The sequence below is a fragment of the Pseudomonas syringae pv. cilantro genome (genome assembly GCF_001293775.1).
In the GTDB taxonomy this organism is placed as follows: Bacteria; Pseudomonadota; Gammaproteobacteria; order Pseudomonadales; family Pseudomonadaceae; genus Aquipseudomonas; species Aquipseudomonas syringae_P.
The window spans coordinates 214,636-240,917 of sequence record NZ_LGLN01000081.1; the positions used below are offsets into that span (position 1 = coordinate 214,636).

Here is a 26,282-nt window from a genome sequence, read left to right on the forward strand (position 1 = left end):
TCTGGGGATTTAAACGCTGGAGCACAAAACGATAAATCCGATGCTCAGCATGACTAAAACTCATCTGAAGCAATTTGCAGTAAAGTAGCGCTTCATCGCCAGCAGGACGCGCCGCATGCCTCGCAGTCTTCCGCCACTTTATGCACTTCGGGCATTTGAAGCCGCCGCCCGGCATACCTCGTTCACCCGCGCAGCAGCAGAATTGTCGATTACCCAAAGTGCCGTCAGTCGACATATCCGCACGCTGGAAGAGTACTTCGCCTGTCGTCTGTTTCAGCGCAACGGACGCAACCTGCAACTGACCGAGTCGGCACGCGCCCTGTTGCCCGGCGTGCGCGATGGCTTTCTGGCGCTGGAACGGGCATGCAGCACCTTGCAGACTGAAGAAGGCATCCTGCGCATGAAAGCGCCCTCCACCCTGACCATGCGCTGGTTGCTGGCGCGGCTCAGCCGTTTCCGTCATCTGCAACCGGGCAATGAAGTGCAACTGACCAGCGCCTGGATGGACATCGACGCTGTGGACTTCACTCAGGAGCCTTTCGACTGCGCAATTTTGCTTAGTCAGGGCCACTTTCCGGCGGACTGGGAAGCGACGCTGCTGTTCCCGGAGTTACTGATACCCGTGGGTGCGCCCACGTTATTGCAGGACCCGCCGTGGAATGTCGAGCGACTGGCCAGGGCCGAACTGCTGCACCCGACGCCGGATCGTCGTGACTGGCGCACCTGGCTCAACCGCATGGGCCTGGCTGACAAAGTCTCTCTGAAAGGCGGGCAGGTATTTGACACACTTGAGTTGGGGATGATTGCCGCAGCACGCGGTTATGGGCTGTCGATGGGCGACTTGCTGATGGTTGCCGAGGATGTCGCGCAGGCCCGCTTGAGCCTGCCGTGGCGCACAGCGGTGTTCAGCGGAGAAAACTATTATCTGGTCTGGCCACGTACCAGGCCCGGCGCAGAGCGCTTGAAGCGTCTCAGCGACTTTCTTCAGGGGGAAGTGAAGGCTATGGAATTGCCACTCGTTGAAGTCCTGCACTAAAAATTAGTTTAGTATTGAACTGCCACTACTGATTAATGTCTCGCTACGCCCTCAAGTAACGAAGTTGCTGGCCGAATAATTGTCTGACGACCGCCTGTCCGGTGGCGTGAAAACTCAACCTGAATTCGCTGAATGGTAAGCCAGGGAACCGGCAACTCCACTCATTTGGCGTGGAGTGCCTATGTCCAAGCCCCGTACCAGAATAGCCTCGCAACTCGGTATTGCTCTGGCGGTGATCCTTGCCGTCGTTATCAGCGGCAGTACGCTGTTCGCCTTGAGATCCCTGGACGCGTCCAACCTGGTCATTCGCGAAGAACACATGTCGAGCGAGGCCAGACTGCTCGCCGACCAGCTCAACACGTTTCACAGCACGTTGCGCGACAGCACCCAGCGCCTGAGCGGCTTGTTCGAAAAGCGCTTCGCCGAAGGCCTGAATCTGCAAGCCGACAAGCCGGTGACCGTGGCAGGCACGCCGACGCCCGGCCTGTACCTGCGTGATGCCGCACTGAACAACGACTTTACCGAAGTGGATGAATTCCGCTTGATGACCGCAGGCGTGGCGACGATTTTCGTGCGCAGCGGTGATGACCTGATCCGTATCAGCACCTCGCTGAGCAAGCAGGACGGCACACGCGCCATCGGCACCGTGCTGGACCGCAAAGGCGCAGCTTACGAGCGTTTGATGGCGGGTCAGAGCTATGTCGGCAAAGCGGTCCTGTTCGATCGCTATTACATGACCCAATACAGCCCTGTTCGCGACAGCAGCGGCAAGATCATTGCGGCACTGTTCGTAGGATTCGATTACACCGACGCGCAGAAAACCCAGTTCGATAACCTGAGAAATTTCCGCATCGGCTCCACTGGTTCGCTGGCCCTGCTGGACGAAAAAGGCACTTGGCTGGTTCCACCTGCGGGCATCAAATCCCAGGAAGGTGCTGCGAAAGCAGTCGCCGACCTCGCCAGCAAACCCGGCAAGGCGCAGTTCTGGAGTGAAGGCGACGAGAACTATTACAGCGTCGGCCAGCCGTTCGCCGGCGGCCCCTGGACGGTCATTGCCAGCATGCCGCGCGATGAAATCAGCGAAGTGACCTGGAATGTCGGCACCCAGTTGGCCATCGGCAGTCTGCTGGCCATGATTATCGCGGTGGTCAGCGCCATCTGGCTGCTGCGCAGCAAGCTGCGTCCGCTTTCCGAACTGGTTCGTCAGGCCGATGCGCTGGGCGCAGGCGACCTGAGCGTTCGCCTCAACGTGACCAGCAACGATGAAATCGGTCAGTTGTCCGGCAGCTTCAACAAGATGAGCGAAGCGCTGTCGTCCATGGTCTCGCACATCCGTACTGCCGCGCAGGAAGTCAGCAGCCGCGCCAATGCGTTGTCCGGCCTGTCCGGCGGTGCCTACGAGGGCATGGAACAACAGTCCGGCGAGATCACCAGCATGGCTGGCGCGGTTGAAGAGTTCAGCGCCACGTCGATGAACATCGCTGACAACATGGGCAATACCGAGCGTCTGGCGCAAGAAAACGCGCAACAGACCCGCATCGGTCGCACCTCCATGGAAGAAGCGTCTTCCTCGCTGCAACAGATCGCAACCTCGTTGAGCAGCACCGCAAAAGTCATCGACACACTGGGCCAGCGCTCGCAGGAAATCGGCAGCATCGTCGGGGTGATCACCTCAATTGCCGACCAGACCAACCTGCTTGCCCTCAACGCCGCCATCGAAGCGGCACGTGCCGGTGAACAGGGCCGCGGCTTTGCCGTAGTGGCGGATGAAGTGCGCAGCCTGGCATCACGCACCCGCGAAGCCACCGACGAAATTTCCGGCATGATCGCCAGCATCCAGCAGGAAACCGGCAACGCCATCAGCACCATGCAGCAGGGCAACACCCTGATGCAGGAAGGCCTGTCGCTGAACGCCAAAGTGGCTTCAGCACTGGCGCAGATCGACGAACAGAGCCGCTCGGCCGGGCATCAGTTCGCAGCCATCACCACGGCGACTCAGGAACAAAGCAGCACCGCGACCATGCTCAGCAGCAACCTGCAAAGCATCGCCATGGCCAACAGCGAACAACGCCAGGTCATGTCCAACCTCGCAATAACCGCCCAGGAGCTGAACGGCCTGGCAACCGAATTGCGCAATGAGGTTGACCGGTTTCGTTGAGCGTTCTTAACGCTGATCTTGCCAGTTGAATAACGTGCCAATGTGAAGCATTGGCACGCAGTTCGGTGCTCGATAACCTGACTATACGGCCCTGATCGATACACCTTGGATGTAGAAGCAGATTTGCGCCAGATGTATTTAACCTGGACTCAGGTTGGGGTCTTTCAGAAAATGGGGATGTCGGCCGATAGCCCACCGTGTCAGCAAACTTTTCCGTTCATTTCGTAGGACCCGCTGCCAGATATCCGGAAGCTACACTGTTATCGACTGACTGCAAAATACGACGCGGCTGTTCAGGCACGATCTCTGGCACGTCCCGCCTCATCTAACCCGTCAAGGACCTCGACCATGAAGCAATATGTTGAAAACTATCAGCCTACCGAGGGCTTCCTGCCTGCAACGGGTTATGTAGAAGGTGATTCGGTCTCTCCCAAGGCGATGATTTTCCATATCCTGAAAGACCTCAGTGCCGACGTAGAAGTGCTGGATATCGGGTTCGGTTCCGGAACACTGGGCACCCTGATCAAGGGGAACCCGGACACTGCGCACTGGTCGGTGGATGGCATCGATGGCTGGGAGGCCAACTGCCAGAATTCGCTGCTGTATGAAAATGCAACTTACCGCAACATCTGGCATGGACTGGCTCAGGAGTTGTCATCCGAACGACTCGCTCAGTACCGGATTATCTGCCTGCTTGACGTGGTCGAGCACTTGACGGCCGACACGGCGAGATGGCTCGTGCGCACGCTGCTCTCAAGTCTGGGGCCGGATTCCTATCTGTTCATCAGCACTCCGCTGTGGTTCTACCCACAGGACACTCAGCAGGAAGGTGATCTTGAGGAGCATCTGATCGGCGTGCCTGCGTCATCGATGATGGCGTTGTGTCCGCACTTGTATGCAGTCAATCAGCCGCTGATAGGCGGGTTTGTCTTCAGCCGTCGCAGTCTGGATTTCGTGGAGTTCTTCCAGCCCACTGCAGACAAATCGTTTTCGTACGAGAAAGGCACCAAGGTCGCCAAAGCAGTCGGGATGAAACTCGACCCCAACGTCGCTTTCGCGATGGACTGACACGCCAATCGACCTGTCGCCTGCGGGCGACAGGGATCACTGTGAACGTAAGGCCATGAGCGAAGTCTGTTAAACATACCGGCCCGCCAGGAAAGCTGTTTTATGCGTTGCCTGCTGTTCGCTTGTCTGCTCCTCGGTTCACTCCCTTCGTTTGCCCTTGACCGTCTTCAGGTCGAGGGCTATCTGCTGCCCAATGGTTTGCAAATACTCCTCAAGCCCGGGTACGAAAAAGGCCATGTCGCGATTCGGCTGGTCGTCGGCATCGGTTTCGATGATTTTCCCTGTGCGGACAAAGAACTGCCGCACCTGCTCGAACACCTGTTGTTCAGCGGGGTGGATGACAGCGGCGAAGGCGGGCTCGAAGAGCGCATGCAGGCACTCGGCGGCGAGTGGAATGCGTTTACCAGCAATGCCGACACGACCTTTGTGATCGAGGCCCCTGCGCGCAATCAGCGCAAGGTGCTGGACCTGCTGCTGGAAATCATGACCCGTACCGAGCTGAGCCAGGCGCGGCTGGACGGCGTCAAACGTGTGGTCGAGCGTGAAGACGGCGGGCACTTCTCGCATCTGCAGCACCTGCTCGAGCAACGCGACTCCGGACGCAGCGCCAGCAGCCGGCTGGCCGTGGAGCTGGGTTTGAAATGCGCTGAACGCCCCGAGGTCGACACTATCCGGCTGGAGCACGTCGAGGACGTTTTTGCCACCTGGTACGCCCCCAACAACATGACGCTGATCGTAGTGGGCGACCTGGACAAGCTGCTGCCAGCCTATCTGGAACGCACGTTCGGCAAGCTGGCACCCACTGACCCGATCGATCACCCGCCACTGGCGCAAAGCAATGGCGCTGCCGAACCGCGTCGCGAGCTGCAAAGGGGTGGGCTGGGCGCCAACGCCAAACTGCATTTGATCTATCCTGAGCCTCAGCTCGACGATCAACACGATGAAACGTGGGATCTGGTCAAGGCGTATCTCGACTGGGCGCTCTACACTGAGCTGCGCCTGAAGCACGGCCTGTCCTATGGTCCCTCGGCAGAGCGCGAAGTGTTTGGCGACGTCGGATTTATGAGCCTGAACGCCGATGTCGAGCGTGAAGATGTCACCGAAGCCGAGCAGGATATCCGGGCCATGGTCGAGCGGTTGCAGAAGGAAGGCATCCAGCCCGCCACGTTTGCACGGCTGCAACAACTCGCCATCGACCGGCAATCGTGGGCCACGCAGGGCAACAGTGCGCTGGCCGACTACTATTGGAGCGCGCTCAACGATTACGAAAACGGGCGTTTTGGCGATCCTGCAAAGCGCATAAAAGCGGTGAGTCTGGAGCAGGCCAATCAGGCTATGCGCCAGCTACTCGCTCAGCCTGGCTATATGCGAATCGAAAAACCGCTGTTCAGCTACGACGGCCTGTACGGGTTGCTTGCAGGAATGCTGGGATTGATCGTACTGCTGGCCTTGTGGCGTTGGCGGGTACGAAAAAAATAGAAGGCTGACGCCGGATTGCACCTCCGACGCAGGCATCGCGCAGTGTTGGTATGCTGCGCGGTTTTTTGTATGAATCCACCTGAGTGAACGACCCAAATGCTTGATCTGAATCGCTATGTGACACCCGTGCTCGACTTGATGCAGCGTTATCCGGGGCTCATTGCGGCGTTTGGTTTCGTTTCCGGGATCGCCAGTTTCATTCTGGTCGACCGCCAAGAGAGCCTGGCCACCTGGATCGCGGTGGTGATGCTGATCAGCTGGCTGTGGCTGATGATCGAGAACACCATGGTCGGGCTGCTCAACAAGGCACTGGGCCGCGAAATCCCGCAGGGCCTGCTGCGTTACGGCACGCAGATGATCCATCAGGAAAGTCTGTTTTTTGTCTTGCCGTTCTTTTTCATTACCACCACCTGGAACAGCGGCCAGGCCGTTTTTACCGCTGTGCTCGGGGCCGCCGGGCTGATCTCGATCATCGACCCGCTTTACTACAAATGGCTGGCACCGCGACGCTGGCTGTTCATGACGCTGCACACCCTGACGCTGTTCGCTGCGCTGCTCACCGCGCTGCCGATCATCCTGCACCTGACCACCGCCGAGAGCTACAAGCTGGCACTGGGCGTGGCGATGCTGTTGTCGGCACCCAGCCTGATGGCTAACTTTCCGCTCAACACCTGGCGCAGCGCGCTGACCGTCATCACGGTGCTTCTGGCCATCGGCACCGCCGGCTGGCTGCTGCGCTTCTGGGTGCCGCCGGCGACGCTCTGGCTGACCGAAGTCGCCGTCAGCACGGATTTCGATAACAAGAATCGCACGCCGGGCGACAGCATCTCGCTGATCAGCGCCAAGCAATTACGCAACGGCGGCTTGTACGCCTACACCGCCATCAACGCCCCACGCGGCCTGGATGAGCGCATTTATCATGTGTGGTGGCACGAAGGTCAGGATATGGACCGAATCGCCCTGGACATCCACGGCGGGCGTACGGAAGGCTACCGCGCCTGGACGCGCAAGCAAAACTTCCCGCAGGACGTCACGGGTCGCTGGCAGGTGAGGGTGCTGACTGAGGACGGACAAATGATCGGTGTATTGCGCTTTGTGGTCACCGATAACGATCAACCGGCAGTCAAGCGACCTACCGGCAGACTGATCAAGCTCAAGCCGGGCGGCGATTCGAGCGAAGAAGCAGCGCCTGAAGCAGTGCCTGCACAGCCTCAGGCGAGCGAGCCCAAGCAGAGTGCTGCGCCTGCACCGGCTGAGGCAGCACCGCCTGAATCGGCGCCCGCCGCGCCAGCGCCATAGTGCGTTAGCTGGCAGTGGCGCCGAAGAACCAGTAGCAGACGAAGATCGCGGCCACAACGCCGGAAAACTCTGCCAGCAGCGCGCAACCCACCGCATGGCGGGCGCGCTGAATGCCCACCGCACCGAAGTACACTGCCAGCACGTAGAAGGTGGTTTCGGTGCTGCCCTGAATCGTGGCGGCAGCCAGTGCGGCGAAGCTGTCCACGCCTTGGGTCTGCATGGTTTCGATCAGCAAGGCGCGAGCAGCGCTGCCGGAGAACGGTTTGACCATCGCGGTGGGCAGCGCATCGACAAAACGCGTGTCCAGCCCCAACCACTGCACCACATGCCGAATGCCTTCCAGGCCGAAGTCCAGCGCACCGGAGGCCCGTAGCACACCCACCGCACAGAGCATGGCGACCAGATAGGGCAGCAGGCTCTTGGCGACATCGAAACCTTCTTTGGCACCTTCGACAAAGGCCTCGTAAACCAGCACTTTGCGCAGCGTGCCGATGAGCAGAAACATCATGATCAGGCCGAACAGGGTCAGGTTGCCGAGGATCGATGACAGGCCCGCCAGCGCAGCCGCCGACAGTGTGCCGAGAAAGGCCATGAACGTGCCGAGCAGCAAGGCGCCGGGGATCAGATAGGCCAGCACCACCGGGTCCCACAGGCGCAGACGCTGCATGAACGCGACCGACAGCAGGCCGACGATGGTCGAAACACTGGTCGCCAGCAGGATCGGCAGAAACACCAGCGTCGGGTCAGGCGCTCCTTGCTGGGCGCGGTACATGAAGATCGTCACCGGCAGCAGGGTCAGAGATGAGGCGTTGAGCACCAGAAACAGGATCTGCGCGTTACTGGCAGCGTTTTTGCTGGGATTGAGCTCCTGCAACGAACGCATGGCTTTGAGGCCGATCGGCGTGGCTGCGTTATCCAGCCCCAAGGCATTGGCGGCAAAGTTGAGGGTAATCAGACCCAGCGCCGGATGGCCCGGCGGGACTTCCGGCATCAGGCGCAGAAACAACGGCCCGAGCACCTTGGCCAGCCAGTCGACAATTCCTGCTTTTTCCGCGATACGCAGAAAGCCCAGCCACAGGGTCAACGTACCGAACAGCAGCACCATCACCTCGACCGACAGCTTGGCCATGGCGAAGATGCTTTCGACCATCGCCGCAAAAATGCCCGCGTTGCCGCCCACCAGCCATTGCACCAGCGCGGAAATCGTCGCCACGACAAAAAAACCAAGCCACAGGCCATTAAGCATCGGAAAAGTCCCTCACAAGATGCGGGGATGATAGCGGCGGGCTGCGCTGGAGGGAAATCGGCTGATGCTGCGCGGCGCAATCAAGAGCAGACGCGGAGCGTCGCACGATAGTCGAGTTCCGATGAGCAGGCACAACGCGGCTTCTGCCCGGAGGGCGTGGGAGATTCAGGAGGTTACGACGGCTGCGATGGGCTGCGAAGCGGCCCTGAAACAGGCCGCCTCGGTTGTGTCTGATGCACCGGGGCGGCTGGTTTTACTGCCGGTTCCCGGCAGATCGCGGACAAGTCCGCTCCTACAAAAATCGGCAGCTCGCGGACAAGCGAAGCGACGCCCGGCGTGCTCAACGCCCGGCCAGCAGTTCCTGACCACGAACCACGGCGGCGCGGACTTGTTCGGGGGCGGTGCCGCCGATGTGGTTACGGGCGTTGACCGAGCCTTCAAGGGTCAGCACGGCGAACACGTCCTGCTCGATCTGGTTGCTGAACTGGCGCAGCTCTTCCAGGCTCATCTCCGCGAGGTCTTTGCCGGTCTCCACGCCATATTTCACGGCATGGCCGACGATTTCGTGGCAGTCACGGAAGGGCAGGCCGCGGCGCACCAGATAGTCAGCCAGATCGGTCGCCGTGGAGAACCCGCGCAGCGCCGCTTCGCGCATGATCGCGTGCTTCGGCTTGATGGCAGGGATCATGTCGGCAAACGCGCGCAACGAATCACGCAGCGTGTCGGCAGCGTCGAACAGCGGCTCTTTGTCTTCCTGGTTGTCCTTGTTGTAGGCCAGCGGCTGGCCCTTCATCAACGTCAGCAGCCCCATCAAGGCGCCGAAGACACGGCCGCTCTTGCCGCGCACCAGCTCAGGCACGTCAGGGTTTTTCTTCTGCGGCATGATCGAGCTGCCCGTGCAGAAGCGGTCCGGCAGATCGATGAACTGGAACTGCGCACTGGTCCACAGCACCAGCTCTTCCGAGAAACGCGACAAGTGCATCATCGCGATGGACGCGGCCGAGCAGAATTCGATGGCGAAATCGCGATCCGACACACCATCCAGCGAGTTGCCGCCCACGACGTCGAAACCCAGCAGTTTGCAGGTCAGTTCGCGATCGATCGGGTAGGTGGTGCCCGCCAGCGCAGCGCTGCCCAGCGGCATGCGGTTCAGGCGCTTGCGGCAGTCCACCAGGCGCTCGTAGTCACGACTGAGCATTTCGAACCAGGCCAGCATATGGTGACCGAATGTTACCGGCTGAGCCGTCTGCAAGTGCGTGAAACCGGGCATGATGGTTTCCGCTTCGCGCTCGGCCTGCCCCAGCAAACCTTGCTGCAGACGGGTGATCTCACTCAGGATCAGGTCGATTTCGTCACGCAGCCACAGGCGAATATCGGTGGCCACCTGATCGTTGCGGCTGCGACCGGTGTGCAGCTTTTTGCCGGTGATGCCGATGCGATCGGTCAGGCGTGCTTCAATGTTCATGTGCACGTCTTCCAGATCGACGCGCCACTCGAAGCTACCGGCCTCGATCTCGGCCTGAATGGTGTGCAGGCCGTCAACGATGGTATCGCGCTCGGCGTCGGTCAGCACGCCCACCTTGGCCAGCATCGTGGCGTGGGCGATGGAGCCCATGATGTCGTGGCGATACAGGCGTTGATCGAAGGTGACGGAGGCAGTGAAGCGCGCGACGAACGCGTCGACGGGTTCACTGAAGCGGCCGCCCCAGGACTGGTTGGTCTTGTCGGTGCTCATGGATTCGCTCGTTGCTCTACAGAAAGTGGCGTGCCCGATACCTGGCACAAGGGCGGTAGCGATGATAACAGGGTTGATGCTTTTTTATTCCCGGATGGCTTGCTGCTGACGAGGCCAGGGCAGAGACTGCACGCATGCAGACCAAACCGTTGAAACACCCTGCCAGGCCCGTCCCCGGCAAAGATTTTTTCCTCCCTGAACTGTGCCTGCCGCAGGCATTGCTGGTGCTCGTGGTACTGGCCGAGCTGCTGGTGCTGATTCTGGTGCTGGTGGAACCCATGCGCAGCGGTTTCGACTGGGTACGCCTGGCGCTCATGTCGCTGTTCGTGCAATGGATCGTGCTGCTATCGGCGGCGCTGCTCTGCGGGCTGCGCCCATGGCTGGCACGCCTTACGCCAGGGCTGGCCGGTATGCTCAGCTGCCTGTTGGTGGTCGGCCTGACGCTGCTCTGCACCGCCGTTACCGACGTGTGTCAGCTTACCGGGCGGATTTCCGTCGGCGGGATGGTCGAGCGTTATCTGCGTTACTCGACCATCGCCCTGATCATGTCCGCCCTGATGCTGCGCTATTTTTACTTGCAGAGTCAGTGGCGCAAACAGCAGCAGGGTGAGCTGCGGGCGCGCATCGAATCGTTGCAGGCGCGTATCCGCCCGCACTTTCTGTTCAACACCCTCAACAGCATCGCGAGCCTGGTGGCCAGCGATCCGGTCAAGGCGGAGCAGGCGGTGCTGGATCTGTCAGACCTGTTTCGCGCCAGTCTGGCCAAGCCCGGAAGCCTGGTAACGTGGGGCGAGGAGCTGGCTTTGGCAAAACGATATTTATCGATTGAGCAATATCGTCTCGGCGAGCGTCTACAGTTGGACTGGAGAGTGAGCGCAATTCCCGATGACTTGCCGATTCCCCAGCTAACCTTGCAGCCATTACTTGAAAACGCTTTGATTTATGGCATTGCTCCGCGTATCGAAGGGGGCGTAGTAACAGTCGAAGCAGACTATGAAGAGGGAGAGTTCATATTGAGCGTCAGCAATCCCTATGAAGAAGTTGCCACTCGGCAGACTTCCAACGGTACTCAGCAGGCCCTGACAAATATCGGTGCACGTATTGCGGCACTTTTTGGTCCGCACGCCAGTCTGAGCGTGGAGCGCCGTGACGGTCGTCACTACACCTGTCTACGCTATCCTTGTGCGAGACTCACGCAGGAAGCCAGAGCTATATGAATGTCCTGATCGTTGATGACGAACCCCTGGCCCGCGAGCGACTCAGCCGCATGGTCAACGAAATCGAGGGTTACCGAGTACTGGAATCCAGCGCCTCCAATGGTGAAGAAGCCTTGGCGCTGATTGAAACCCACAAACCGGATATCGTGTTGCTCGATATCCGCATGCCAGGCCTTGATGGCCTGCAGGTCGCGGCGAAACTGTGCGAGCGGGAAGCGCCGCCTGCCGTCGTGTTCTGCACCGCGCACGACGAATTTGCCTTGGAAGCTTTCCAGGTCAGCGCGGTCGGTTATCTGGTCAAGCCTGTGCGCTCCGAGCATCTTGTAGAGGCGTTGCGCAAAGCCGAGCGCCCAAACCGTGTTCAGCTGGCAGCGATGACCCGTCCTGCTGCCGAAAGCGGTTCAGGCCCACGCAGCCATATCAGCGCCCGGACCCGCAAGGGCATCGAGCTGATTCCGCTGGATCATGTGATCTATTTCATCGCTGATCACAAATACGTCACCCTGCGCCATGAGGGTGGTGAGGTGCTGCTGGACGAGCCGTTGAAGGCGCTGGAGGATGAATTCGGCGACCGGTTCGTGCGTATCCACCGCAATGCACTGGTGGCACGCGAGCGAATAGAGCGCTTGCAGCGCACGCCACTGGGGCATTTTCAGTTGTTCCTCAAGGGGCTCAACGGTGACGCACTGATTGTCAGCCGCCGCCATGTGGCGGGCGTTCGCAAGATGATGCAGCAACTCTAAGCGTCCCGCAGCCTTGCACGCCAAGGCCGAGTCACAGGGCTGACTGACGTTTCAGAACTGTGTGTTTTCCGGCTTTTCCATCATCAGCCTTCTTGTTGTCCCTTCAGCCACTGGCCGATTCGTCACTCGGGATCAGTAGGCTGATGCAAGTTTTCAGGCAACACTGAAGTCGTTCCGGCTGAGCTGTTATTATCCGTCGCATCTATTCAGTACGGATTGTTCAATGTCCTCTCGCGAAATCCGCATTGCCACCCGCAAAAGCGCGTTGGCCCTCTGGCAGGCCGAATACGTAAAAGCGCGCCTGGAGCAGGCTCACCCGGGCCTGATCGTCACGCTGGTGCCCATGGTCAGCCGTGGCGACAAGCTGCTGGACTCGCCACTGTCGAAAATCGGCGGCAAAGGCCTGTTCGTCAAAGAGCTGGAAACGGCACTTCTGGAAAACAACGCCGACATCGCCGTGCACTCGATGAAAGACGTGCCGATGGACTTTCCGCCAGGGCTGGGCCTGTTTTGCATCTGCGAGCGTGAAGATCCGCGCGATGCCTTTGTATCCAACACCTTCGACAGCCTCGAAGCGCTGCCTGCCGGAAGTGTGGTCGGTACCTCCAGTCTGCGTCGTCAGGCGCAACTGCTGGCGCGACGCCCGGACCTGCAAATCCGCTTCCTGCGCGGCAACGTCAATACCCGGCTTGCCAAACTGGACGCCGGTGAGTACGACGCGATCATCCTCGCCGCTGCCGGTTTGATTCGCCTGGGCTTCGAAGACCGGATCACCTCCTCGATCAGCGTCGATGACAGCCTGCCCGCAGGCGGACAGGGCGCGGTCGGTATCGAATGCCGCAGTGTAGATGCCGAAATCCACGCCTTGCTGGCGCCGCTGCATCACGAAGACACCGCTGTGCGCGTGATTGCCGAGCGCTCGCTGAACAAGCACCTCAATGGCGGCTGCCAGGTGCCCATCGCCTGCTATGCCGTGCTGGAGGGCGACAACGTCTGGCTGCGGGGTCTGGTCGGCGATCCGTCCGGCAGCCTGCTGCTGCATGCCGAAGCGCGCGCACCGCAGACATCGGCCCAGGCGCTGGGCGTGGAAGTGGCCGAAGCGCTGCTGGCGCAGGGTGCAGCCGACATCCTCAAGGCCGTCTACGGCGAGGCCAACAACCCATGAATGGCTGGCGTCTGCTGCTGACCCGTCCTGCCGAAGAGTCGGCGGCGCTGGCCACAGTGCTGGCCGATGCCGGAATCTTCAGCAACAGTTTGCCCCTGCTTGAAACCGAGCCTCTGCCCTTGACGCCTGCGCAGCGTTCGATCATTTTCGAGTTGCTCGATTATTCTGCGGTGATCGTGGTCAGCAAACCCGCCGCGCGTCTGGCCATCGAGCTGATCGACGAAGTGTGGCCGCAACCGCCCCTGCAGCCCTGGTTCAGTGTGGGTTCAGCTACCGGGCAGATACTGCTTGATTACGGCCTGCAAGCGAGCTGGCCGGAGCAGGGCGATGACAGCGAGGCCTTGCTCGAACTGCCGCGTTTGAAGCAGGCCATTGCCACACCGGGAAGCCGCGTGTTGATCATGCGCGGTGACGAAGGACGCGAGCTGCTGGCCGATCAGTTGCGCGAGCAAGGCGTCGACGTCGACTACCTGCCGTTGTACCGGCGCTACCTGCCACAGTACGCTCCCGACACCCTGTTGCAGCGTGTGACGTTGGAACGCTTGAACGGGCTGGTGGTCAGCAGTGGACAGGGTTTTGAACATTTGCTGCAAATGGCGGGTGATTCATGGCCGGATCTGGCCGGTTTGCCGTTATTTGTACCGAGCCCCCGAGTTGCCGACATTGCGCGTGCAGCCGGTGCCCGAACCGTTATTGATTGCCGTGGCGCCAGCGCCGTGGCATTGCTGGCAGCGTTGCGGAATCAGCCTCAGCCTGCCGTGAAGGCGTATTGATCGACACTTGTCGTTTACGCTATTACGCCAAAATGCAAAGGATGGGATACGTGAGCGAAACAGCCTTGCCTAAAGACGAAGAATCGGTGTTGAAAACGTCGACCCCCACGCCCGACCCTGTGCGCGTCGAGCGTACCGGCGCCCGCAGCAGCAGCCTGGTGACCCTCGCCTTGCTGCTCGGCATTGCCGGCGTCGCTGTCGCGGGCTGGGGAGTCTGGCAGCTGCGCATGTTGCAGGCCGGCCACCAGCAACAGCGCGGGCAGGTTCAGGACATCGCCGAACAGACGCTGGTACTGGCGCAGAACGACCAGCAACTGAGCGCACGTCTTGCGCAGCTTCCGCCTGCCGATCAACTGGAAGACAGCCGTCGTCTGGTGGCGCAGTTGCAGGGCGACCAGCAACGCCTGAGCCAGCGGCTTGAAACCGTGCTGGGCGCCAGCCGCAAGGACTGGCGTCTGGCCGAGGCCGAACACTTGCTGCGACTTGCCAGCCTGCGCCTCTCAGCGTTGCAGGACGTCAACAGTGCGCAAGCGCTGGTCCAGGGTGCCGATGAGATTCTGCGCGAACAGGACGATCCAGGTTCGTATGCCGCACGTGAGCAACTGGCCAAGAGCCTCGCCGCGCTGCGCAGCGTCGAGCAGCCGGATCGCACCGGACTGTTCCTGCAACTGGCTGCACTGCGCGAGCAGGCCGTTCAGCTCAACACGCTGGCCCCCGAGTACGAAGACAACGGTCAGTTGTTGCCGGGCCTGACCGAAGACAAGACTGAAAACAGCCAATGGTCGCGCTGGTGGGATCAGATTTCCCATTACTTCCGCATCGACTTCAATGCCGACAAGGACATCCGTCCGGTTCTGGCAGGACAAAGCCTGTCGCAGGTGCGTCTGGCGCTGAGCCTTGCCCTGGAGCAGGCGCAATGGGCCGCACTCAACGGTGAGCCGCAGGTGTATGCCAAGGCCGTTGCCGAGGCGCAAAGCGTGCTCAAGGCCAATTTCAGTCAGGAAGACCCGCAAAGCAAAGCGCTGAGCCAGGGCCTGGAGGCTGTGGCCAACAAACCGGTATCGGTCAAGACGCCTGATCTGGCGCCGACCCTGAGCGCCGTGCAGGCTTATCTTGAGCGCCGCCATACCGCCGGCCAGCCAGCCGAGGCGCAGCAGGGAACCAGCCGATGAAGCGCTTTTATGTGCTGTTGTTCATCGCCATCGTCGCTGCGGCGCTGATCGGCGTCGCCATAGCGGACCACGCCGGCTATGTGCTGATCGCCTACAAGAACTTCCGCTACGAATCGAGCCTGTGGGCGACCCTGGCGCTGCTGCTTGCAGTCATGCTGGTAATCTTCCTCGTCAGGCTGGTGATCACCTTGCTGTCCACCTCGGGCGGCGTGGTCAACCCATGGTCGCGTCGCAACCGTCATCGTCGCGTGCAAATGGCTATCGAGCAGGGCCAGATGGACCTTGCCGAAGGTCGCTGGGCCAGCGCGCAACGTCATTTGCAACGCGCGGCCGAAGCCGATGCGCATCCGCTGTTGTATTACATCGGTGCTGCACGCGCAGCTAATGAGCAAGGGCGCTACGAAGATTGCGACGGCCTGCTGGAACGCGCTCTGGAGCGTCAGCCACAGGCCGAGCTGGCAATTGCCCTGAATCACGCTCAATTGCAGCAGGACCGCGGCGACACCGACGGTGCGCTGATCACATTGCAGGCTATGCAACAGCGCCATCCGCATAACCCTCAGGTGCTGCGCCAGTTACAGCGCCTTTATCAACAGCGTGGCGACTGGTCCGAGCTGATTCGTCTGCTGCCCGAGCTGCGCAAGGACAAAGTCCTGCCTCCCAAAGAGCTTGCCGAACTGGAGCGCCGCGCCTGGGGTGAAAACCTGACGCTGGCCGGTTACCGCGATGACAGCGAGGGGACCCTGACCGGCCTGCCTTCGCTGGAACAGGCATGGCAAAGCCTGAGTTCTGCGCAGCGCCAGGAACCGCAGCTGGTGCTTGCCTATGCCGATCAGTTACGTCGCCTGGGCGCCGAGACTCAGGCAGAAGAGGTTCTTCGCACAGCGCTCAAACGCGAATACCACAGTCACCTTGCACGCCTGTATGGGCTGGTGCGCGGCAACGACCCACTGAAGCAGCTACAGGCTGCGGAAGGCTGGCTCAAGCATCACCCGAGCGATCCAAGCCTGCTGCTGAGTCTGGGCCGCATCTGTCTGCAAGGCAGGTTGTGGGGCAAGGCGCGCGACTATCTCGAGAGCAGTCTGCGCCTGCAACGCAATCCCGAAACCTGCGCAGAGCTGGCGCGGCTGTTGGCGCAGATGGGCGAGACGGATCGCAGCAATCAGTTGTTCCAGGAGGGCCTGGGTTTGCTGGATGAACGCTTCCTGTCACGACCGCTGCCTGCACTGACCCAAGGCTGAATCCATCGAGAGCCCTGCCTAAGGGCTCTTTTTCCCTGAAAACCAACAAACATAGGCATGTGGGAATTCTCCTACACTGATGTGTAAAAGAACCGCATGGCAGCGTGTTCGTTTTCTTCGTTAAACAGCGAAGCATCCGCACACCACCACCTTGAAAGCCTCTCGTCCTTTCCTCTACCGTAATCGCCTCGTCCTTTGTTACGGATTTGCCATGTATCTGGCTCGCACACGCTTCCTGTATTTCCTGGTATCGCTGGCCTGCGCATTGATCATCGGCACCGCTTTTTACCTTCAGCACACCTTTGACCTCGAACCCTGCATCCTGTGTATCTTGCAACGGATGGTGTTTGTCACTTGTGGTGTTCTGGCGCTGGCTGCCGCCTGCCACGCGCCGGGCAATACCGGTTTGCGTCGTTACAGCCTCGGGCTGCTACTGGTCGCGCTGGCAGGCGTGGGTACGGCAGGTGCTCAAGTGTGGCTACAGACTGCCTCGGTCGATCAATTGATACCGTTCATTGCAAGGCTGGAACATTTACTGAGCCTTCTGTCGCTCGACACGTGCGTCGACCGGCTGCGCAGCGACGCCATGCTGTGTGCCGAAATCAACTGGTCTTTGTTTGGCATAACCCTGCCAGAGTGGAGCCTGCTGGCTTTTACCGGGTTCACCGCCGTATCGCTGTATCCACTTTTCAGCGAATTGCTTGGTTGGCTGGCCGCCAAAAGTCGGGGAGAGTATTAAACGCTTGTATGAACTTTATCTCCTGCGTACCTTGATGGCCTTACCGAGCGGGCATAATCTGGGCCGCACGCGTCACTGGAAACAGGCTGTCCTGACGCACCATCAAGCCTGCTCCTTGTTTGTCATCAAGGCTGGCACAGGACCGCACGCCCCCGAAGGGAAGAGAGAAAACCATGCTGGAAAGTTGTCAGAATGCTCAGGAACGCTGGGGCGGAGTCAATAAGCTGATTGATCGCTGGCTGGAAAGCCGTCTTGAACTGATCGAAGCCTACGATGCGCTGGGCGACACACCCGAAGCCCTTGCCGCCGACCTGGACGGTTTGCAGAATCTGTGCGGGATTCTGGTGGATTACGTTTCCGCCGGGCACTTCGAAGTCTACGAACAGCTTGGCGATGAAGCCAGAGCCTTCAATGACCAGCGCGGGCTCGAACTGGCGGACACCATCTATCCGCGTCTGGATGTCATCACCAAGTTTGCGCTGGCCTTCAATGATCGTTGCGACAAAGGCGATTGCTCGGACGCTGCGGTCGTTGCCAAGGAGTTCAACCAGCTGGGTCGTTTGCTGCATGAACGCTTCGAACTGGAAGACTGCCTGATCGAAGTGCTGCACACCTCGCACAAGGAAGAACTCGCCGCACGGGCGTGATGCTGGAACGCATGATTGCCAAGGGTGCTTTTTTGCACCCTTTTGCTTATCTGCGGCGGGCTTGTCGTCGCTTACTGTGAAACGGCGACCAGCTCGATTTCGAATACCAGCGGCGTGAACGGATCGATCAGATCACCCGCCCCCTCGGCCCCGTAGGCCTGATCCGACGGAATCACCAGCCGCCATTTCGCACCTGTCGGCATGTTCTGCAGCGCAGTGGTCCAGCCGCTGATCACGCTGTCGAGCCTGAACCACTGCGGCTGCGCACTCTGGTCGAAGATCGTACCGTCCGGCAGCCGCCCGACGTAGCGCACTTCCACTCGGCCATTGGCGTCCGGTTTGGGGCCGGTGCCCGGTGTCAGTTCGGTCATGAGAATGCCGTCGGCCAGCACCTTGACGCCCGGCTTGGCCTTCTCGCTGTCCATAAATGTGCGCTCTACCTTGAGGGCGGCCTCGGTGGGCGCATCGTTACCTGAAGTCTCGGCTTGCGCGATCGCCGCGTCGTGCTCGCGTAGAAGCTGATCGATGCGCTCTTGCTTGAGGGCCAGCGGCTTGCCTTGATAAGCCTGCCTCAAACCTTCTACCAACGCCTTGAGATCAAGGTCCGGGACTTCCTGATGCAGACGCTCGCCAAGGCTTGCGCCCAGGCTGTAAGCCAGGTCATGACTGTCACTGGAAGGCGGCGTTTCGGCAGCCTGGGCCAGGGGTAGCAAGAGGAACAACGACGTTAACAAGTAGCGCGACATTAATGCTCTCCGGCCTGGGAAGTCAGCGATTATGCCAGCGTCAGGGCGTGTAGTGATCAGTCTTGAAAGGTGAATTTCACGATACCTGCGCGGTGTCGCGCCGTAATCATTTTTTGCAGTATGCAACAGCGCCCCGTTAGTGGTGTCAAGATGCCCTAGCGGCGATGCGCGCAGAAGCCTAGTATGAGCCGCAATTTCGTCACCCAGGAGGTAAGTCATGTCGGCCAAAAAGAAGCCAGTAAATACTCCGTTGCATTTGCTCCAACAATTATCGGGCAGCTTGCTTGAACATCTGGAAGACGCCTGCTCCCAAGCTTTGACTGATGCCGAGAAATTGCTCGCCAAGCTTGAGAAACAACGCGGCAAAGCGCAGGAAAAACTGCACAAGTCCCGTACCAAACTGCAAGACGCCGCCACCGCCGGGAAGGCCAAGGCGCAGACCAAGGCAAAAGATGCCGTGTCTGAACTGGAAGAATTGCTGGATGCGCTCAAGGAGCGTCAGACCGAAACCCGCACTTACATTCTGCACCTCAAGCGCGATGCTCAAGAGAGCCTGAAGCTGGCCCAAGGTATCGGCCGTGTGAAAGAAGCGGTTGGTAAAGTGTTGAGCACTCGCGCTGCCAAACCCGCTGCGCCTAAAGTCGCAGCCAAGGCGCCTGCTGCAAAAGCACCGGTGAAAGCCGCCACCAAGCCCGCTGTCAAAGCACCGGCCAAATCGGCTGCCAGCGCTAAAGCAGCGCCTCGCCCTGCCTTGACCAAAGCACCGGCCGCAAGCAAAGCGCCTGCCAAGCCAGCCGCTAAACCGGCTACCCGGTCGACTGCCGCAGCCAAACCGGTTGCTGCGAAAACCGCTGCGGCCAAGCCCGTTGCAGCCCGATCGACTGCCGCCAAACCGGCTGCAAAACCTGCCGTGACCAAAGCACCTGCTGCCAAAACCACTGCAAGCAGCGCTGCCAAACCTGCCGCCGCAAAAGCGCCGGTTGCCAAGCCAGCTGCGAAAGCTCCAGCCAAGTCGCCGGTAAAAGCAGCAGCCAAACCCGCAGCTAAACCTGTCGCCAAGTCAGCGACGCCAGCGCCTGCCGCCGCGCCAGCTGCTGCACCCGCCACACCGACCAACAGCGCAACACCTGGCAGCGCTTCTTAAGCCCGGTCAACGCTGATATCGACCGCGATGCGCAACACCTGTAGCGCATCGCGGTTCTCTGCGGCACTCCCCTCTACAAGTCCTTTCAGCCAGTCGCCTGCATTTCCTGCATCACCCTCTGGCCAGCCATCGGCTAACGCTTCAAGCCTCAGCAGCAGACTCCGCTCGGCCTCCAGTTCAAGCGCCTTTACGTTGGTTCGCAATGCACTCAGCGCAGCATCCTGCTGTGCCGCATCACGCCACTGAGTGCGCAAATCCCGCAGCGGGCGCACCACTTCATCGTGCCAGGGCGTCGCCAATTGTCCGATTTGCATGATTCGTTGCGCCGTGCAGGCCACGCCGCGCGACTCGAGCCAGACACCGCAAAGCACCATGCACACGTTGGCCCCGTTGGCTTGTAGCGCAAGACAAGCCCGTTCCACACCCGGCCGGGCGTAGAAATCGAGGGTGAAACTCCAGAGCGCTGAAGGCATAGTGATCCACCTGTTCAGGACGAAGCTGGTAGACTCCGCCGCCATTATGATTCGACTTCAAAGCCTTACCTTACAGCGTGGTCCGCAACGTCTGCTAGAAGACGCCGAGCTGACTCTGCACGCCGGCCATAAAGCCGGTCTGATCGGTGCCAATGGCGCCGGTAAATCAAGCCTGTTCGCGTTGCTGCGCGGAGAGCTGACGCCCGACGCCGGTGACTGCCTGCTGCCCGCCGACTGGCGCATCGCACACATGCGTCAGGAGGTCGATACCCTCGAACGCCTGGCCGTAGACTACGTGCTCGATGGCGATGAGCGCCTGCGCGAAGTGCAACGCTCGCTGGCCGAAGCCGAAATTGCGCAGGACGGTGCAGCTCAGGCGCGCCTGCATTCGGAGCTCGACAGCGCCGACGGCTATACCGCCGACGCCCGCGCGCGCAAGCTGCTGGCCGGGCTCGGCTTCACCAACGAGCAGATGGAACGGCAGGTCGGCAGCTTCTCCGGCGGCTGGCGGATGCGTCTGAACCTGGCGCTGGCGCTGATGTGTCCGTCAGACCTGCTACTGCTCGATGAACCCACCAACCACTTGGACCTCGATGCCATTCTGTGGCTTGAAGACTGGCTCAAGAGCTACCCCGGCACGTTGCTGCTGATTTCCCACGACCGGGATTTTCTCGATGCCGTGGTCGACCACATCGCCCACGTCGAGCAGCGCAAAATCACTCTCTATCGCGGCGGTTACAGCGCCTTCGAACGTGCTCGCGCCGAACGTCTGGCCCAGCAGCAACAGGCCTACGAGAAACAGCAGGTGCAACGCGCGCACATGGAGAAATACATTGCGCGCTTCAAGGCCCAGGCCACCAAGGCGCGCCAGGCACAGAGCCGCATAAAGGCACTGGAGCGCATGGAAGAGCTGTCCGCCGCGCACGTCGATTCGCCGTTCAACTTCGTCTTCCGCGAGTCCGACAAGATCTCCAGCCCGTTGCTGGACCTGTCCGATGCGCGCCTGGGATATGGCGACAAGACCGTCCTGGAGAAGGTCAAGCTGCAACTGACCCCAGGCGCGCGCATCGGCCTGCTCGGGCCCAACGGCGCGGGCAAGTCGACACTGATCAAAAACCTCGCAGGCGAACTTGAGCCGCAAAGCGGCCGACTGGTGCGTGGCGAAAACCTGACCGTGGGCTACTTCGCCCAGCATCAGCTCGACTCTCTGGACGCCAAAGCCACGCCGTTACTGCACTTGCAACGCCTGGCGCCGACCGAACGCGAACAGACGCTGCGCGACTTCCTCGGCGGCTTCGACTTCCGCGGTGCACGTCTGGACGAACCGGTGCTGAATTTCTCCGGTGGCGAAAAAGCGCGTCTGGCGCTGGCGCTGATCGCCTGGGAAAAGCCCAACCTGTTGCTGCTCGACGAACCGACCAACCACCTGGACCTGGAAATGCGCCTGGCGTTGACCATGGCGTTGCAGGAGTTCGGCGGCGCGGTACTGGTGGTGTCTCACGATCGGCATTTGCTGAAGAGCACCACCGATGACTTCCTGCTGGTGGCCGACGGCCGTGTGCAGGAGTTCGACGGCGATCTGGATGACTACACCCGCTGGCTGGCCGACTACCGCCTGCGCAATGCGCCGGTCAGCAACACGCCGGTCAACGCTGACAAGACCGACAAGAAAGCCCAGCGTCAGCAGGCCGCAGCGCTGCGTCAGCAACTGGCTCCGCACAAGCGCGAAGCCGACAAGCTGGAGCGCGATCTCGGACTGGTGAATGAAACACTCGCCAAAGTCGAAGCAGCCCTGGCGGACAGCACCAATTACGACGCCGCCAACAAAGACAAACTGCGCGATCTGCTGGCCGAGCAAGCGAAGCTGAAGGTGCGTGAATCCGAGCTGGAAGATGCCTGGATGCAGGCGCTGGAGCTGCTGGAGTCGATGCAGGCCGAACTGGAAGCGCTATCGTGAGCGGGGCAAGGGATTGATGGAAGTGTTGGGTTTGCCGATTTCCGCGTACTGGATTGAGCCGCTGCTGATCGGCGTGCAGATTCTGCTGATCCTGCTGGCCGGCTATGTGTTGCAGCGAATCGTCGGCGGCTTTCTGACCGGTCTGGGCGAACGCTATCCGTTGCCGCCCGAGCTGCTGGTGCCGGTTCGCGGTGGTTTGCGCTGGCTGATCATGGGCAGCGCGTTCGTCTTCGTGCTGGGCAGGCTCGGCGTTTCGGCCACGGTGCTGTGGACCGCCTTGTCAGGCTTCGTTGCCGTCGCGGCGGTAGCCTTCTTCGCCATGTGGAGCGTGTTGTCGAACCTGCTCTGCGCCATCCTGATCTTCACCATCGGCCCGTTCCGCATCGGTGACATGGTCGAGCTGGTCGACACGCTGGACAAGCCCGGCGTGAAGGGGCGGGTGATCGCCATCAATCTGATGTTCACTACCCTGATCGAGACGCCGGAGGCCGGTGGCGCGCTGGTTCAGGTACCCAACAGCCAGTTTTTCCAGAAGTCGGTTCGACGCTGGCGCGGCAGCGATCTGCTCCCGCAGGTGGCGGTCGCAAAACAGCCGGATGAGCAGGACTAGAAATAGTTAGCGTTGCAAAGCGTTAGGCACTAATTTATCGGGCATTGGACTTTGCTTGAGGTGCGAGATGGCGCTTGAAACGTGGCTGGGTTTTTTTGCGGCCTGCTGGATCATCAGTGTTTCCCCAGGTGCAGGCGCTATTGCCTCGATGTCGTGCGGCCTGCAATACGGTTTCCTGCGCGGCTACTGGAATGCCTTGGGGCTGCAAATCGCCCTGGTGGCGCAGATCGCCATCGTTGCTGCCGGTCTTGGCGCCGTACTGGCAGCCTCCGAGATGGCGTTCACGCTGATCAAGTGGTTCGGCGTGGCGTATCTGGTCTATCTGGGCATCAAGCAATGGCGCGCACTGCCTGCCGACCTTGCTGACGAATCTGCCGTTCGCCCTGTCGGCAAACCGATGACGCTGGTCATGCGCGGCTTTCTGGTCAATATCAGCAACCCCAAGGCGCTGATTTTCATACTGGCCATTCTGCCGCAGTTCATCGATCCGGCTGCGCCACTGTTGATCCAGTACGTCATCATCGCGGCGACCATGGTGGTGGTCGATCTGATCGTCATGGCGGGCTACACCGGGCTGGCATCGCGGGTGTTGCGCCTGCTCAAGACACCTCGCCAGCAGCGACGTCTGAATCGTACCTTCGCCAGCCTGTTCGTGGGCGCGGCCGGCTTTCTGGCTACGCTGCATCGCGGTACGGCCTGAATCGGTCGCACACCGGCTTTTGCCTGTGTGCCGATCACCTGAAACAGGGCATGAGGCACTGTTTCAGGCCCCCTCAGGGCTGATTGTAAAATTCAGTAACAAAAATGCACCTCTGCTATTGAGAAGCTCTCTTGCGAAGTTAACAATGCAACGCATCGCATTCTTGTTGAGATTCTGCAATGCCCCTCCGCTCTCATGTCCTTGCCTGGCTGCTGACGCCGCTCTTGATGCTGTGCAGCCTCAGCACTTTGGCCGACCCTGTTGAAGGTGCAGCCCAGGCGCTGCATCTGCTGGATTACCTCGGCGCTGATTATCCGGTTGCGGTAGCAGATGGCAAGGTTGTGGCTGACGCCAGGTATCAGCAGCAGCTTGAAAACCTGAACGCGCTGCAAGGCTTGATTGTGACGTTGCCGCAGAGGGCCGAGCGCGCAGAGCTGGAGCAGGGCGTCGCGGAGCTGAAAAGCGCCGTGACCAGCCACAGGGACAGTGCGCAGGTTGCACGTCAGGCGCGGCAATTGGGCGCGAAGCTCGCGCTGGCCTATGAAGTCAGCCAGGCACCGGCCATCACACCGGACCCGGCTCGTGGTGCGCCGCTGTATGCACAGCATTGCTCGGTCTGCCACGGTGACAGCGGCGCGGGAGACGGCCCGGCCGGCATCGGTCTGGAACCGCCACCATCGAACCTGCGTGACGCGGCGCGCCTCGATCGCCTTAGCCTTTACGACCTCTACAACGCAACCGGTCTGGGCATTGCCGGCACCGACATGCCTGCGTTCGCCGATCAACTGGATGACCGCCAGCGTTGGGACGTTGCTACTTACATCGCCAGTTTCAGTGCGCAGCCGGTCGTCAATCCCGCCAAGACCTTCAATATCGCCGACCTGGCTCGCCAGACGCCCGCCGAAGTTCTGGTTGCCGAAGGCCAGGACGCCGCCGCGACGTTTCGCGCTCAACGCGCGCAGCCGCCGCAAGTGCAGCGCGGTCCGGCGCAACTGCTGGATTACACCAGTGTAACGCTGGACAAGAGCCTCGCCGCCTACAAGGCAGGCGATCACGAGCAAGCCTACGACTTGTCGGTCGCAGCCTATCTGGAGGGCTTCGAGCTGGTCGAAAGCTCGCTGGACAACGTGGACGCCAACGTCCGCAAGGACACTGAAAAGAGCCTGATGGCCTACCGTCAGTCGTTGCAGGACGGCCTGCCGTTGCCGCAGGTTGCGCAAAAACTTGAAACAGCGAAGTCCAGGCTCAAGGAGTCGGCTGGCCTGTTGGGCAGCGATGGCCTGAGCCTGTCGCTGAGCTACATCTCGGGCCTGTTGATCCTGCTGCGCGAAGGGCTGGAAGCGATTCTGGTGCTGGCAGCAATCCTGGCGTTCCTGCGCAACACCGGCCAGCAGTCTGCCGTGCGAAGCGTCAATGTTGGCTGGGGATTGGCGTTGCTGGCTGGTCTGGGCACGTGGGCGCTGGCGGCTTACGTGATCGATGTCAGCGGCGCGCAGCGTGAGTTGCTGGAAGGCGCCACTGCTCTGTTTGCCAGCGTGATGGTGCTCTGGCTCGGCGTGTGGATGCATGACCGTCGTCACGCGGTCGCGTGGCAGGATTACGTCAAGAGCAGCCTGGTCGGCGGTGGCGGCCGATTCGGGTTCGCGGTGCTGGCATTCTTCTCGGTGTATCGCGAGCTGTTCGAAGTGATCCTGTTCTATGAAACCCTGTGGTTGCAGGCTGGCCCGGCTGGCCACGATGCGGTGCTGGCGGGCGGCGCCACGGCGCTGGTGCTGTTGGTGGGTCTGGCATGGGTCATCCTGCGCGGCTCGGCGAAACTGCCGCTGTCGATGTTCTTCGGCATCAACGCCGCGCTGCTCTGTGCGCTGTCGGTGGTGTTCGCCGGTCACGGCGTCAAGGCGCTACAGGAAGCAGGCATATTCGGCACCCGGCCGGTGCCGTTCTTCGAGTTCGACTGGCTGGGCATTCACGCCGATCTGTACTCGCTCAGCGCGCAGGCCATCGCTCTGATTGCCATCGCGGTACTTTACGGGCGCAGCCTGCTGGCAGAGAAGCGCCGGGTTCAGGCATCGGACTGATACTTTTGCAGGTGCAGGACAAGCGACGTCGGTCGCTTGTCCTGCACTCCCTTTCGGTGCGCCATTCCGGCGCGCGCCCCCCCCCTGCTTCAAGACCCTGTACAAACAACCACCTGCCATTTCTGTCAGTAGACGCTTTTTTAGTTCAGGCCTAGTGTAGTGAAACGCCAACTCGGCAACCGGGGACTGGCGCATTTACCTGAGAACGAGGTGGGTGATGGCCAAGTACGAGATTCGGTTGTGGGCGGAAGATACAGCGCGACATAACCATCCTGTAATAGCCATTGAGTTTTATGAGGACGATGAACTGCAAGAGCATGTTCTGATAAAACTTTACCCTCACGGGCGATACGAAATCATTGAAGGCGAATTGGGCCGGGACGAGGCAATGCTGCAGGTTTTGGCCTTGGCGTTCAGGAAGAAAGTCGCTGAGCTAGCGGATTGGTAAAGCCTGATTGATATAGGCAATGAACCTTGATACGCACAGCTACCAATAAGGCGCGGCATAACAGCATCTTTATTATTAACGAGGGCTTAAAAATGGCTAATTATGAAATCAGGCTGTCTCTTGATGAGCTTATGGGGGACAGCAGTCCTGAAGTGATGGTGGAGTTTTGGAATAGCAAACTTAACCGAGGCAAGGGCGATATGCAGTTTATCAGCTTCGTTACCTCTTCTGGGCGGGGTAAAGGTTACGACACCGTGCGGAGTCAGGCAGACGCCGATGGGGACGGAATTCTGGATGCTCGAGACAACACCTTGTTGATCGCGCTGGCTAACGCATTTGTTGGAATAGATACGTTGATTAAAAAAAAGAAGGTGAAGAAACCGAGTTGACCTGTATGCGAAGAGGGGC

The 26,282-nt window shown here is 60.3% G+C and carries 24 protein-coding genes and 1 pseudogene; 21 read left to right on the forward strand and 4 right to left on the reverse strand.

Translation table 11 applies throughout. The features are described from left to right. Positions 1–115: 115 nt before the first annotated feature. The 6 genes and pseudogenes from ABJ99_RS23485 (at position 116) to ABJ99_RS23505 (ending at position 7,040) form a co-directional block, all read left to right on the forward strand. Positions 116–1,036: a LysR substrate-binding domain-containing protein gene (locus ABJ99_RS23485; RefSeq protein WP_054087837.1), complete on the forward strand. Its 921-nt coding sequence runs from the start codon at positions 116–118 to the stop codon at positions 1,034–1,036. Positions 1,037–1,217: 181 nt separating this feature from the next. Further along, positions 1,218–2,339 (forward strand): annotated as a pseudogene (locus tag ABJ99_RS29975) (Cache 3/Cache 2 fusion domain-containing protein); the annotation flags it as partial. A gap of 132 nt (positions 2,340–2,471) precedes the next feature. Continuing rightward, complete coding sequence (locus tag ABJ99_RS29980; protein ID WP_412032788.1) at positions 2,472–3,194, forward strand: methyl-accepting chemotaxis protein; 723 nt, start codon at positions 2,472–2,474, stop codon at positions 3,192–3,194. Positions 3,195–3,542: 348 nt separating this feature from the next. Beyond that, positions 3,543–4,262, forward strand: coding sequence for a class I SAM-dependent methyltransferase (locus ABJ99_RS23495; RefSeq protein ID WP_007248333.1), 720 nt, complete (start codon positions 3,543–3,545; stop codon positions 4,260–4,262). Positions 4,263–4,364: 102 nt separating this feature from the next. Beyond that, positions 4,365–5,741, forward strand: coding sequence for a M16 family metallopeptidase (locus ABJ99_RS23500; RefSeq protein ID WP_054087839.1), 1,377 nt, complete (start codon positions 4,365–4,367; stop codon positions 5,739–5,741). 96 nt (positions 5,742–5,837) lie between these two features. Then, positions 5,838–7,040 (forward strand): DUF5924 family protein, encoded by a 1,203-nt coding sequence (locus ABJ99_RS23505; RefSeq protein WP_054087840.1) that lies wholly within the window; start codon positions 5,838–5,840, stop codon positions 7,038–7,040. A gap of 4 nt (positions 7,041–7,044) precedes the next feature. Here the strand turns inward: ABJ99_RS23505 and ABJ99_RS23510 are convergent, their stop codons facing one another. Together ABJ99_RS23510 and argH are read right to left on the reverse strand one after the other, a co-directional pair. Continuing rightward, positions 7,045–8,286: a nucleoside recognition domain-containing protein gene (locus ABJ99_RS23510; RefSeq protein WP_054087841.1), complete on the reverse strand. Its 1,242-nt coding sequence runs from the start codon at positions 8,284–8,286 to the stop codon at positions 7,045–7,047. Positions 8,287–8,626: 340 nt separating this feature from the next. Further along, a complete protein-coding gene (gene argH, locus ABJ99_RS23515; RefSeq protein ID WP_054087842.1) occupies positions 8,627–10,021 on the reverse strand; it encodes an argininosuccinate lyase in 1,395 nt (464 codons plus the stop codon). 134 nt (positions 10,022–10,155) lie between these two features. Between argH and ABJ99_RS23520 the strand changes: the two genes are divergently transcribed. The 8 genes from ABJ99_RS23520 (at position 10,156) to ABJ99_RS23555 (ending at position 17,718) form a co-directional block, all read left to right on the forward strand. Then, a complete protein-coding gene (locus tag ABJ99_RS23520; RefSeq protein ID WP_054087843.1) occupies positions 10,156–11,238 on the forward strand; it encodes a sensor histidine kinase in 1,083 nt (360 codons plus the stop codon). Beyond that, positions 11,235–11,981, forward strand: a complete 747-nt coding sequence (locus ABJ99_RS23525) for a LytR/AlgR family response regulator transcription factor (RefSeq protein WP_054087844.1) — start codon at positions 11,235–11,237, stop codon at positions 11,979–11,981. The genes ABJ99_RS23520 and ABJ99_RS23525 overlap by 4 nt, the downstream gene beginning before the upstream one ends. A 223-nt stretch (positions 11,982–12,204) precedes the next feature. After that, positions 12,205–13,146 (forward strand): hydroxymethylbilane synthase, encoded by a 942-nt coding sequence (hemC, locus tag ABJ99_RS23530; RefSeq protein ID WP_054087845.1) that lies wholly within the window; start codon positions 12,205–12,207, stop codon positions 13,144–13,146. Next, positions 13,143–13,919: a uroporphyrinogen-III synthase gene (locus tag ABJ99_RS23535; protein WP_054087846.1), complete on the forward strand. Its 777-nt coding sequence runs from the start codon at positions 13,143–13,145 to the stop codon at positions 13,917–13,919. Before hemC ends, ABJ99_RS23535 begins: the two co-directional genes overlap by 4 nt. Positions 13,920–13,969: 50 nt before the next feature. Next, positions 13,970–15,091, forward strand: coding sequence for a uroporphyrinogen-III C-methyltransferase (locus tag ABJ99_RS23540; protein WP_054087847.1), 1,122 nt, complete (start codon positions 13,970–13,972; stop codon positions 15,089–15,091). After that, entirely contained in the window at positions 15,088–16,332 is a 1,245-nt protein-coding gene (locus ABJ99_RS23545; protein WP_054087848.1) for a heme biosynthesis protein HemY, read from the forward strand. Before ABJ99_RS23540 ends, ABJ99_RS23545 begins: the two co-directional genes overlap by 4 nt. Before the next feature lie 211 nt (positions 16,333–16,543). Then, complete coding sequence (locus tag ABJ99_RS23550) at positions 16,544–17,071, forward strand: disulfide bond formation protein B (protein WP_054087849.1); 528 nt, start codon at positions 16,544–16,546, stop codon at positions 17,069–17,071. 173 nt (positions 17,072–17,244) lie between these two features. After that, positions 17,245–17,718: an Rsd/AlgQ family anti-sigma factor gene (locus ABJ99_RS23555; RefSeq protein ID WP_054087850.1), complete on the forward strand. Its 474-nt coding sequence runs from the start codon at positions 17,245–17,247 to the stop codon at positions 17,716–17,718. Between the two features lie 71 nt (positions 17,719–17,789). Here the strand turns inward: ABJ99_RS23555 and ABJ99_RS23560 are convergent, their stop codons facing one another. After that, the gene (locus tag ABJ99_RS23560) at positions 17,790–18,464 is read right to left on the reverse strand and encodes an FKBP-type peptidyl-prolyl cis-trans isomerase (protein ID WP_054087851.1); all 675 of its coding nucleotides are present in this window, start codon (positions 18,462–18,464) and stop codon (positions 17,790–17,792) included. A 217-nt stretch (positions 18,465–18,681) separates the two neighbouring features. Between ABJ99_RS23560 and ABJ99_RS23565 the strand changes: the two genes are divergently transcribed. Continuing rightward, entirely contained in the window at positions 18,682–19,608 is a 927-nt protein-coding gene (locus ABJ99_RS23565; protein WP_054087852.1) for an AlgP family protein, read from the forward strand. Here ABJ99_RS23565 and ABJ99_RS23570 read toward each other — a convergent pair. Continuing rightward, on the reverse strand, positions 19,605–20,081 hold the full coding sequence (locus ABJ99_RS23570; protein WP_054087901.1) for a TIGR02444 family protein: 477 nt from the start codon (positions 20,079–20,081) through the stop codon (positions 19,605–19,607). The two genes, ABJ99_RS23565 and ABJ99_RS23570, sit on opposite strands and share 4 nt — an antisense overlap. Positions 20,082–20,127: 46 nt before the next feature. Here ABJ99_RS23570 and ABJ99_RS23575 point away from each other — a divergent pair, with 46 nt between their 5' ends. From ABJ99_RS23575 to ABJ99_RS23600, 6 genes are all read left to right on the forward strand, one after another. After that, complete coding sequence (locus tag ABJ99_RS23575; RefSeq protein WP_054087853.1) at positions 20,128–22,038, forward strand: ATP-binding cassette domain-containing protein; 1,911 nt, start codon at positions 20,128–20,130, stop codon at positions 22,036–22,038. Positions 22,039–22,054: 16 nt separating this feature from the next. Beyond that, the gene (locus ABJ99_RS23580) at positions 22,055–22,648 is read left to right on the forward strand and encodes a mechanosensitive ion channel family protein (protein WP_007248350.1); all 594 of its coding nucleotides are present in this window, start codon (positions 22,055–22,057) and stop codon (positions 22,646–22,648) included. Between the two features lie 67 nt (positions 22,649–22,715). Continuing rightward, the gene (locus ABJ99_RS23585; protein WP_054087854.1) at positions 22,716–23,348 is read left to right on the forward strand and encodes a LysE family transporter; all 633 of its coding nucleotides are present in this window, start codon (positions 22,716–22,718) and stop codon (positions 23,346–23,348) included. 179 nt (positions 23,349–23,527) lie between these two features. Beyond that, positions 23,528–25,426, forward strand: coding sequence for a cytochrome c/FTR1 family iron permease (locus ABJ99_RS23590; RefSeq protein WP_054087855.1), 1,899 nt, complete (start codon positions 23,528–23,530; stop codon positions 25,424–25,426). Between the two features lie 217 nt (positions 25,427–25,643). Next, complete coding sequence (locus ABJ99_RS23595; RefSeq protein WP_054087856.1) at positions 25,644–25,874, forward strand: hypothetical protein; 231 nt, start codon at positions 25,644–25,646, stop codon at positions 25,872–25,874. Positions 25,875–25,966: 92 nt separating this feature from the next. After that, entirely contained in the window at positions 25,967–26,263 is a 297-nt protein-coding gene (locus ABJ99_RS23600) for a hypothetical protein (protein ID WP_054087902.1), read from the forward strand. Positions 26,264–26,282 lie beyond the last annotated feature (19 nt).